Source organism: Frankia sp. CeCAU1 (assembly GCF_977971845.1).
Map to the genome: position 1 here is coordinate 1 of NZ_CDWWXA010000152.1, position 9924 is coordinate 9924.

At 69.3% G+C, this 9924-nt stretch carries 8 protein-coding genes; 7 read left to right on the plus strand and 1 reads right to left on the minus strand.

What is annotated here, in order from left to right; translation table 11 throughout:
- Nucleotides 1–321 precede the first annotated feature (321 nt).
- From fxsT to AC08OO_RS20095, 3 genes are all read left to right on the plus strand, one after another.
- Nucleotides 322–3099: an FxSxx-COOH system tetratricopeptide repeat protein gene (gene fxsT / locus AC08OO_RS20085; RefSeq protein ID WP_476611261.1), complete on the plus strand. Its 2778-nt coding sequence runs from the start codon at nt 322–324 to the stop codon at nt 3097–3099.
- An 824-nt stretch (nt 3100–3923) separates the two neighbouring features.
- Nucleotides 3924–4244 (plus strand): putative quinol monooxygenase, encoded by a 321-nt coding sequence (locus tag AC08OO_RS20090; protein ID WP_476611262.1) that lies wholly within the window; start codon nt 3924–3926, stop codon nt 4242–4244.
- Nucleotides 4245–4374: 130 nt separating this feature from the next.
- Entirely contained in the window at nt 4375–5247 is an 873-nt protein-coding gene (locus AC08OO_RS20095) for an NAD(P)-dependent oxidoreductase (RefSeq protein ID WP_134351697.1), read from the plus strand.
- 151 nt (nt 5248–5398) lie between these two features.
- On the opposite strand, the gene AC08OO_RS20100 is transcribed toward AC08OO_RS20095, so the two are convergent.
- Nucleotides 5399–5962 carry a hypothetical protein gene (locus tag AC08OO_RS20100; RefSeq protein ID WP_476611263.1) on the minus strand — a complete coding sequence of 188 codons (564 nt, stop codon included), beginning with the start codon at nt 5960–5962 and terminating at the stop codon, nt 5399–5401.
- Between the two features lie 841 nt (nt 5963–6803).
- Between AC08OO_RS20100 and murI the strand changes: the two genes are divergently transcribed.
- The 4 genes from murI to rdgB form a co-directional block, all read left to right on the plus strand.
- A complete protein-coding gene (gene murI, locus AC08OO_RS20105) occupies nt 6804–7706 on the plus strand; it encodes a glutamate racemase (protein WP_011435325.1) in 903 nt (300 codons plus the stop codon).
- Nucleotides 7703–8449 (plus strand): MBL fold metallo-hydrolase, encoded by a 747-nt coding sequence (locus AC08OO_RS20110; protein ID WP_476608180.1) that lies wholly within the window; start codon nt 7703–7705, stop codon nt 8447–8449. Before murI ends, AC08OO_RS20110 begins: the two co-directional genes overlap by 4 nt.
- A gap of 79 nt (nt 8450–8528) precedes the next feature.
- Complete coding sequence (rph, locus tag AC08OO_RS20115; protein ID WP_011435323.1) at nt 8529–9272, plus strand: ribonuclease PH; 744 nt, start codon at nt 8529–8531, stop codon at nt 9270–9272.
- The coding region (gene rdgB / locus AC08OO_RS20120) for an RdgB/HAM1 family non-canonical purine NTP pyrophosphatase (RefSeq protein ID WP_476608182.1) at nt 9269–9924 on the plus strand (656 nt) is incomplete at its 3' end. The genes rph and rdgB, both read left to right, overlap by 4 nt.

Below are 9924 nucleotides of genomic sequence, written 5' to 3' on the forward strand. Positions count from 1 at the left end.
GTGCCGGGGTGCTCTCGGTGCGGCTGCGGCCGCGGCGGGGGCGGTGTTCGGGCTGCTCGGTGACGTATGTGCTGCTGCCGGTGGTGGCGCTGTCGCGGCGGGCGGGTCTGGCGGCGGCCGGGTCGGGGTTCGCGGAGGGCCGCCACCCGGGCAGCCGATGCCGAGGCCATCCGCCATCGCCAGGTCGTCCTCACCGCCCACCGCCCACCGAACCACTGGCGCACGAGAAGTGGGCGGGCCTCTCGGGTGTCAGCCCGTTCGGCTGTCCGGTACGCGTCTGGGTTGTGACGATCCGTGGCTACTGTGGCAGGCTGTGCGGCTATGGGCACGAAGGTCCCGGCGTCAGGCGGCGGCGCGGTGCAGGGTGCGGCGAGGTCGCCATCGTCGGGGGTGGATTTCTTCGTCTCCTACACCGGGGCCGATCAGGGATGGGCGGAGTGGATCGCCTGGGTGTTGGAGGACGCCGGCTACCGGGTGCGGATCCAGACCTGGGACTTCAACGCGGGTAGTCATTTCGTCACCGAAATGCATCAGGCGGCACAGGTCGCGGCCCGCACGATCGCGGTGCTGTCGACGGCCTACCTGTCCTCGGCGTTCGCAGAGGCGGAGTGGCAGGCCGCCTGGGCCGCCGACCCGTCCGGGCGGGCGCGCAAGCTGCTGGTGTTCCGAGTGGAGGAATGTGATCGGCCGGGGCTGCTGGGTCAGCTGGTCAGCGTGGACCTGTTCGGCCTCGACCGGGATATCGCGGCCGGGCGGCTGGTGGCCGCGGCACGTGGGGAGCGGAGTAAGCCGGCGGTGGAGCCGGTCTTTCCCGGCGGGCCCGCCCAACCGATGGTCGCCGCGACGGGGATGGAGCCGATGTTCCCCGGGCGGCTGCCCGATGTGTGGAACGTGCCGAGTCGCAACCGGCATTTCACCGGCCGCCAGTCCCAGCTCGACCAGATCCGCACCGAGCTGGGGTCGGGGCCGGTGGCGGTGACCGCCCTGCACGGCATGGGCGGGGTGGGCAAGACCCAGTTGGCCGTCGAGTACGCCCATCGGCATGCCGCCGAGTACACATTGGTCTGGTGGATCGACGCGGAACAGACCCTCCTGGTCGGCGAGAAGTTCGCCGCGCTCGCGGGCCCGCTGGGTCTGTCGACCGATGGAGCGGTATCCGACATCGCGGCCATCGTGCTCGCCGCCCTGGGCCGTCGGGTGGGGTGGCTGGTGGTGTTCGACAACGCCGAGGATCCCGTCGCCTTGCGGGACTGGCTGCCAAGCGGACCGGGCCATGTGCTGATCACGTCCCGGAATCCGGGCTGGGAGGCACTCGCCGCCGCGGTCGACGTGGACGTGTTTGAACGGGCTGAGGCGGTGGCTTTCCTGACCCGCCGTCTTCCCGGCCTGAACGCGGCGGTAGCCGACGCGCTGGCTGCCGAGTTGGGTGACCTGCCTCTGGCGTTGGCGCAGGCCGCCGGCTACCTCACCACGACCCGGACGGATCCGGCCAGTTACCTTGCGAAGTTCCGTACCCGGCGTACGACGCTGCTGGGCAAAGGGGGCGATCCCCTCTATGCCGGCACCATCGCCACCGCTTGGTCCATGGCCCTGGAACGGCTGCAGGCCGACGCCCCGGCCACCGTGCAGCTGCTGACGCTGTGCGCGCTGCTGGCTCCCGAACCGATCCCGTTGGCCCTGTTCAATGACCATCCCGATCTTCTCGACGGCCCGTTGGCGCAGGCGTGCGCCGGTACCCATCCCCGGCTCGACCTCGACGATGTGGTCGGTGACGCGCTGGCCTACTCCCTGGCCCGCCGGAGCGGGGACACGATTCAGCTGCACCGCCTCGTCGGGGCAGTCATCGCCGGTCAGCTGCCCGAGGAACGTCGCGACGTCCTGCGCGGCGTGGTGGTGGCCCTGGTGGAGGCCGCACTGCCGGATGAACCCCACCGGTCCGGGACGTGGCCTGTCTACGCCATGCTGGTCCCCCACGCACGTACCGTGTTCCGTCCGGACCGTCCCGGCGTCCTGAAACTGCTCGAGTATCTCGACGCCAGTGGTGACTACCGGACGGCGAAGATCGTGCAGGAGGACGTCCACAACGACACCGTGACACGGCTGGGCGCCGAGCATCCCGCGGCTCTGCGTACGCGTGCCGCCGTCGCCAACTGGACCGGGGAGGCGGGGGATCCGGGGGGCGCGCGCGACATGCTCGCGGCGTTGCTGCCCGTCTGCAACCGGGCCCTGGGCGCCGACGACCGGCAGACCCTGCTGGTCGCGGCCCGTCTCGCGGACTGGACCGGGCAGGCCGGCGACTGGCCCGGCGCGCGCGACCTGTGCCTGTCCGTCCTGCCCCGGTGGCGACGCGTCGCGGGTGAGGATGATCCGGAAACCCTGTATGTCTGGGCGAATCTCGGGTTCTGGACCGGGCAGGCCGGCGACGTGGCGGGCGCGTGCGCTCACTACGCCGCGTTTCTGCCGATCAGGGAACGGGTGCTGGGATCGGAACACCCGGATGTTCTCGAATCCCGTGACCAGTACGCCCGTTGGATCGGGGAGGCCGGGGATCCCGCGGCCGCGCGCGACCTGTGCTCGGCGCTGCTCACCGTCCATGAGCGGGTGTCCGGCGCGGAGCATCACGGCACACTGTGGGTCCGCACCAACCTCGCCTGGTGGACCGGCAAGGCGGGTGACCCGGCAGCCGCCCGCGACCAGTACGCACAGTTACTGCCGATCCGTGAGCGGGTCTCGGGTCCCGAGCATCCCGCGACCTTGGTCGCCCGGGGTAACTTCGCCTACTGGGTGGGTCAGGCGGGGGACCCCGCGATGGCCCGTGACCAGTACGCCGCCCTGCTCCTGATCCACCGGCGGGTCCTCGGCCCCGACCATCCGGACACGTTGCTCGACCAGCGCAACCTCGCCCACTGGACCGGGGAGGCGGGGGATCCCGCGGGTGCCCGAGACCAGTTCGCCGCGGTACTGGCGCTGTTCGAACGGGCGTTGGGACCCGAGCACCGCGAGACCGTGGCCACCCGCACCGAGCTCGCCGTCTGGACGGCCGCCGCACCCGACTGGGCTGCCGCGCCACCCGGATCCGCGACCGCCGGAAGGCCGTAGCCAAGCCCGACGGTCAGGGCTGTCGCGGCCACAAGCGCAGCCGAACGGGACCATGTGAGACGAGATTTCACTCCGCGCCATCCTCGATTCCGCGTTGTCGGTCCGACGCCGTATCGAACCGCGAAAAGACCACGCTCGGCGGGGTCGACGGCATACGGCTGGACGTAGATCGTGAAAGTCTCCTGAATCATCAGAGTGACAGGGCGCCGACCTTGCCTACATCCCGCCGGAGTGCGGTGCAGCGGCCAGCCGTCAAGGGATTTCCATTCACAGGTCGGTGAACACGAGCCGTCTCGAATTTGAACCACGAGTCGATGGAAGCAATCAGGCTGTGGCCCGCCGGCCGCGAATCGCTAGGCCAGCCGGGTGGCACGTCCCGGTCCACGGCGTTGGGCGGCCTGAGCGCGACGCGGGTCGCCTCGGCCAGCGGGAGCTATCTGCCGCGGAGCGGATCGGTTCTCAGCAGACCCTTCTACGATTCGGCGGCATCGCGACATCGCCGCGCTCCACCTCGGAAAATTCCGCTCCCCGACCGGGAGACCATGCCCGTCATCCACCAGATCCAACCTTGAAGGAATACCATCGGGTACCGTTCATGACGTCCATATCGGCTTTGGTCGACAGAATCTGCTGTACATCGGCCTCCTGCCGTCAAGGTCCGGATGGCCCGTCCCGGACTACACAAGGCGGCCGATCTCAGGCCGCACCGATGTGGCCGGGCTCTCAGGCCACCATTAGAGTGATCTCCTGGATACGGTAACAGTACGTCGCGAAGCGACAGCGCCCCGCCATGTCCCTGCCGCAACACCCTGAGGAGGAGATCCATGTTCGGTCTGGCGGTGCGGTTCGAGGTACGCCCGGACACGGCGGACGCGTTCGACGCGTTGGTGGCCGAGACGGTGCCGCTGATCGCAGCCCACGAACCCGGGACCTTGATCTACACTACCCATCGGGTGGTCGGCGACGACAATGCCCGGCTCTTCTACGAGCTCTACCGCGACCGCGAGGCGTTCGAGGATCATGAGAACCAGCCGCACATCCACCATTTCGTCGCCGAGCGGCAGGATCTGCTCACAGGTCCCCCGCGTATCGAGTTCATCACACTGACCTCGGGCACCGGGCTTCCTACGATGACAGGCGCCTGAGGACCCGGCACCTGCCGGTCCGTTCTTCACCCGCCCTGGGCTGGAGCGGCCGATGCCACTTGGCCCAGCCCAGCCGGGCAGGAAACCCGCGTCGGCGGACCGTCCGCCGACCAGGCCAGGAGGGTGACGCATGAAAATCGGTTTCATCGGGCTCGGCGGAATGGGCAGCGCCATGGCGCGCAATCTGATCGACGCCGGCCACACCGTACTGGCCTGGAACCGCTCACCGGATCCCGTCACCGAGCTGGCCGCCGCCGGTGCGGTGCCCGCCAGCATCTCCGAGGCGTTCGCCACCGGAATCGTCCTCAGCATGCTGGCGGACGACCAGGCCGTCACCGACCGCCTGCTCGATCCGCGGGTACTGACCGCCGCGCCGGCCGGAGCACTGCATGTGAATATGGCCACCGTCAGCACCGCGCTGGCGATCCAGGCCCGGCGTGAGCACGCCGAGCACGGGCTGCGCTACCTCGCGGCTCCTGTCTTCGGCCGGACCGACGCCGCCCGCGCCGGCAACCTCACCATCGTGACCAGCGGCGATCCGGACGCGATCGCCGAGGTTCAGCCCCTGTTCGACGTCCTCGGCCGGCGAACCTGGACGGTCGGCGATGCGCCGGAGCACGCCAACCTGGTGAAGATCCTGGGTAACTATCTGATCGCCTGCAGCATCGAGGCGATGGCGGAGGCGAGCGCCGTCATCGAGGCCGGCGGGATGAACCCGGCCACGTTCATCGAAGTGCTCACCGACAACCTGTTTACCGGCCCGGTCTTCACCGGCTATGGCCGCATGATCGGAAACCGGGACTACGAGCCCGTCAACTTCCGTCTCCCGCTCGGGTTGAAGGACGTCCAGCTCGCGCTGGCCTCAGGGCTGGAACGGAACGTTCCGCTGCCCTTCGGCGGCGTGCTGCGGGACGCCTTCGTCGACGCGCTGGCGCATGGCCAGACCGACCAGGACTGGGCCGCGGTGACCGAGACGGCCCGCCGACGCGCCGGGCTCGCCTGATCCACGGCGCCGGGCCGCCACCGCACCGCACTGCGCGGTACCGACCTCAACGACCGTACCGAGCACAACGACCGTACCGAGCACAGCACGGACGGGATGTGCCTGGCCGGAGGGATATACCCCTGGCCGGTCAGTCCCCACATGGGCATCGCTACGGCTGGCGGCTGTCGTCGTGGTGCTTCTCTGGCTCCGCCGGCACTGGGCCGGACTGCGTGGCCCGGTGATGCTGTCCGGTGTCGGCGGACAGCAGGCCGGGCATGGATGCTCCGGTAAGAGCGGACGGCGGGAAACCCGCGCCGCGGCGGACCGCGGAGCCATACCAGCGGTCGTCGTCGAAACCGCTCTCGTCGTCGCTGCCGTCCGGACCGTCTCCGCCGGCGTAGTCCCAGCTCGACGACCAGTTGTCCGACGAGGACTCGACGGAGGCATCGGATGCGTCCGAACGCGCCCAGTCGAACTCACCACGACCGAACACGAACGAGCCACCCATCGGACGATTCTCCGGTATCGAGCGGTGCACGGACGCCGACGCCGACGCCGGGCCGACGACACGCGGGATCACAAGCCAGGCAGTGATGTTGACCCCCACGACAACGAGGATAATGACAATCGGAACCAGATAGCTGTACTCGGACGGCAGCATGACGGCAAGCGCCGTCAACCCTCCCACCAGGAGGGCGACGCCCGTGGAGATCGCCGCGAGGAGCCGGGCCATGGACATGTTCCTATCGCCGTACGGCCAGCGATGCCCCCGATCGACGTCAACCCGACAAGGCAGAGGACGGTTTGGTGCCGTGTATCCCACTTACACCGTCCGCCCTCACGCCATGGGACGATCTTGAGCGCTCGAAGAGCCACCCGGCCGCGACCCTCCGTGCGTGATCACGTTCTGGCGTCCCCCGCTCTCCCTGGATGACTGCATGGCCGGACGATGGCAAGACCACCGCGTGACGTCATCGTAGAAGCGCGGGGAGACGTCGGGAACCACGTTGCGTCGGCACCCCGGGGACGGCCTGGAGGCGGCCTGGAAGACGCCCGGAGACGCCCGGAGACATCGAGGATGCGACTGGGGTGCCTCGGATCGGGGACGGATGGGAACGACCCGGACACCTCAGCCGCGTCCTCAACATACCTGTTCGATAGCTAGTAGTCACTGATCGATTACAGGCAGTTCTAGCCTACACTCCGTTTGGCGTGCCTGTACCCGTATGGCATACCCACCCGGGCACGGCTCCTCGTGGACGATCGACAGACGGACCACGCATTTCCCGCGATACATCGATGAAAGATCGCGTTCCGGACCAGGCGAAGGTCATCGGATGATCCAGCGGACCGGGACGATCCCCGGATGTCGAGCCGGCCACACCTCGGCCCCTCGCGGCACGCGGACGCCTTCACCTGGGTAAACAACGAGGTATGACGCACAGCGATGCGCCCAGCTCAGCGAGGCGAGATGGTCCTATGTCGGACGCGCGAGGACTGTCCGGGACCGGACAATGGTTCCGTGACAACAGCCACAGGGTGAGCATCGGGTTTCCGGCTTAGTCTGATCGCTCATGAGCGGCGCGCCGATCGGGGTGTTCGACAGCGGGGTGGGCGGTCTGACTGTGGCGCGCGCCATTTTGGACCAGCTTCCGCATGAGCCCCTGATGTATCTCGGGGACACCGCTCGGGCACCCTACGGCCCGCGGCGGATCGCCGAGGTGCGTCGCTACGCCCTCGATGCCCTCGACCGGCTCGTGGACGAGGGCGTGAAGCTGCTGGTCATCGCCTGCAACACGGCAAGTGCCGCCTGTCTGCGCGACGCCCGGGAGCGTTACGACATACCAGTCATCGAAGTGATCATGCCGGCGACCCGCCGAGCGGCCGCGGCGACCCGCAGCGGGCGGGTAGGCGTCATCGGCACGCTGGCGACGATTGCCAGCCGCGCCTACGACGACGCGTTCACCGCCGCCGCGGGCGTGGAGTTGACCGGTGCGGCCTGCCCGGCGTTCGTGGACTTCGTTGAGCGGGGTATCACCTGCGGGCGGCAGTTGCTCGGGCTGACCGAGGCGTACCTCGCACCATTGCAGGAAGCCAACGTGGACACGGTGATACTTGGATGTACACATTACCCACTGCTGACGGGTGTCATCGGCCTCGTGATGGGAGAGGGCGTCACTCTGGTGAGTAGTGCCGAGGAGACGGCCAAGGACACCTACCGGGTACTTGTCCGGCATGGACTCTTCCGCGATCCGGACCTTCCGCCGCCCACACACCGGTTCCTCACCACGGGTGATCCAACCTTGTTCAGCCGGGTGGGACGCAGGTTCCTCGGCCCCGAACTCGTCGGCGTCGCGGCGGTGTCCCCGCCCGTTCCCGCCGCGCGGGCCACAGTCACGCCTCCAGCCGCATGGGCCGCCCGAACCGGGGCGGACCAGGAACCCTCCTCCCAGCAGAGCCCGGTGGTGCCACGGTGAAACTGACGATCCTCGGCTGTTCAGGCACGTATCCCGGCCCGACGTCGGCCTGTTCGTCCTACCTCGTCGAGTCGGACGGGTTCCGGCTCGTCCTCGACGCGGGCAACGGGTCCATGGGCGAACTGCAACGGCACTGCGACCTGCGTGAGATCGACGCGGTGCTGCTCAGCCACCTGCACGGCGACCACTGCCTGGACCTGGTGGCCAACTCCTACGCGCGGCGGTACCACCCGGAGGGCATGCCGCCCAAGCTCCCGGTCTACGGCCCGATCAACACCCAGGAACGGCTGTGCGGAGCGTTCGAGAAATGGCCGGACGACAGCCTGGCCGACATCTACGACTTCCGGACCATCGGCGCCGGCCGCCTGCACATCGGGCCGTTCCGGATCGATCTCACCCGGGTGGCCCATCCGGTGGAGGCCTACGGCATCCGCCTCACCGCCGACGATCGGGTACTGACCTACTCGGGCGACACCGGGGCGTGTGACCGGCTGGTCCGCCTCGCTACCGACAGCGATCTCTTCCTCTGCGAGGCGTCGTTCCTCGATGAGGAGGACAACCCCCCGGACCTGCATCTGACCGGCCGGGAGGCCGGCGAGCACGCCCGGCGAGCCGGCGTGGGTCAGCTCGTGCTCACGCATCTTGTCCCGTGGGGGAACGCCGCCCGTTCCGAGGAGGAGGCGGCTGGCGTCTACGACGGCCCGCTGACCCTCGCGAGCCCCGGCACCGTCTATGAACTCTGAGAACTCTGAGAGCTCTGACGGACCGCACCTTCGTACCTCGGCGCGCGGCCGGGTCACCCTGGGCCGATAGTGTCGCGACGTGATACGAGCGGATGGCAGGAGACCGGACGAACTCCGGCAGGTGACGATCCTGCGGGGATGGCAGGAGCACGCGGAGGGATCCGCGCTGATCAGTGCGGGCCGGACCAGGGTGCTGTGCGCGGCCTCGGTGACCACGGGGGTCCCGCGCTGGCGCAAGGGCAGCGGCCTGGGCTGGGTGACCGCCGAGTACTCCATGCTTCCACGGGCCACCGACACCCGTAACGATCGCGAGTCCGTGCGCGGCCGCATCTCCGGGCGGACCCATGAGATCTCCCGGCTGATTGGCCGCAGCCTGCGTGCCTGCATCGACCTGAAGGCCCTCGGCGAGAACACCATTGCGATCGACTGCGACGTGCTGCTCGCCGACGGCGGCACGCGCACCGCCGCGATCACCGGCGCCTACGTCGCGCTGGTCGACGCCGCCCGCTGGCTCGGCCGGCCCGATGCGATCATCACGAGCGTCAGTGCGGTCAGCGTCGGCGTGGTCAAGGGCGAGGCGATGCTCGACCTGGCCTACAGCGAGGATTCCACCGCGGACACCGACATGAACGTGGTGTGCACCGGGGCGGACGGTTTCGTCGAGGTCCAGGGCACCGCCGAGGGCACCCCGTTCGACCGGACAATGCTCGACAGCCTGCTCGACCTCGCAGTGCGTGGATGCGCCCAGCTCACCGCGATCCAGACCGAGGCGTTGCGCGGCCCGGTCCCGGCGGGGCCTCCCCGCCCGGGAGGTGCTCGATGAACGCCGAGCACCACGGATCGGCCCGGACGACGAAGGTGGTCCTCGCCAGTCGCAACGAGGCGAAGCTCGCGGAGCTGCGCCGCATCCTGGCGGCCAGCGGCCTGGCCGTGGAGCTGGTGGGCCTGCCACCAGGCGAGGAGGTGCCCGAGACCGGGACGACCTTCGCCGAGAACGCTCTGATCAAGGCGCGGGCGGCGGTCGCGGCGACCGGGCTGCCTGCGGTCGCCGACGACTCCGGGCTCGCCGTCGACGAACTGGCCGGGATGCCGGGGGTGCGCTCGGCTCGATGGTCGGGCTGGCGCGACGGCACCCGGGTCGAACGGGACACCGCCAACAACACCCTGCTGCTCGCGCAGCTTGACGACGTCCCGGCCGACCGGCGCGGCGCCGCCTTCGTCTGCGCGGCGGCCCTGGTCACCCCGGACGGCGTCGAACGGGTCGCCCACGGCGAGCTACGTGGCACCCTGCTGACCGAACCTCGCGGCGCGGGCGGCTTCGGCTACGACCCACTGTTCCTGGCCGACGGTCAGACCCGGACGAACGCCGAACTGTCCGCGGCGGAGAAGGATGCGATCAGCCACCGCGGCCGAGCCTTCGGCGAACTGGCCCTGGTCCTCAGCGAGGTCCTCGCCGCCCCACCCACCCCCGCCAC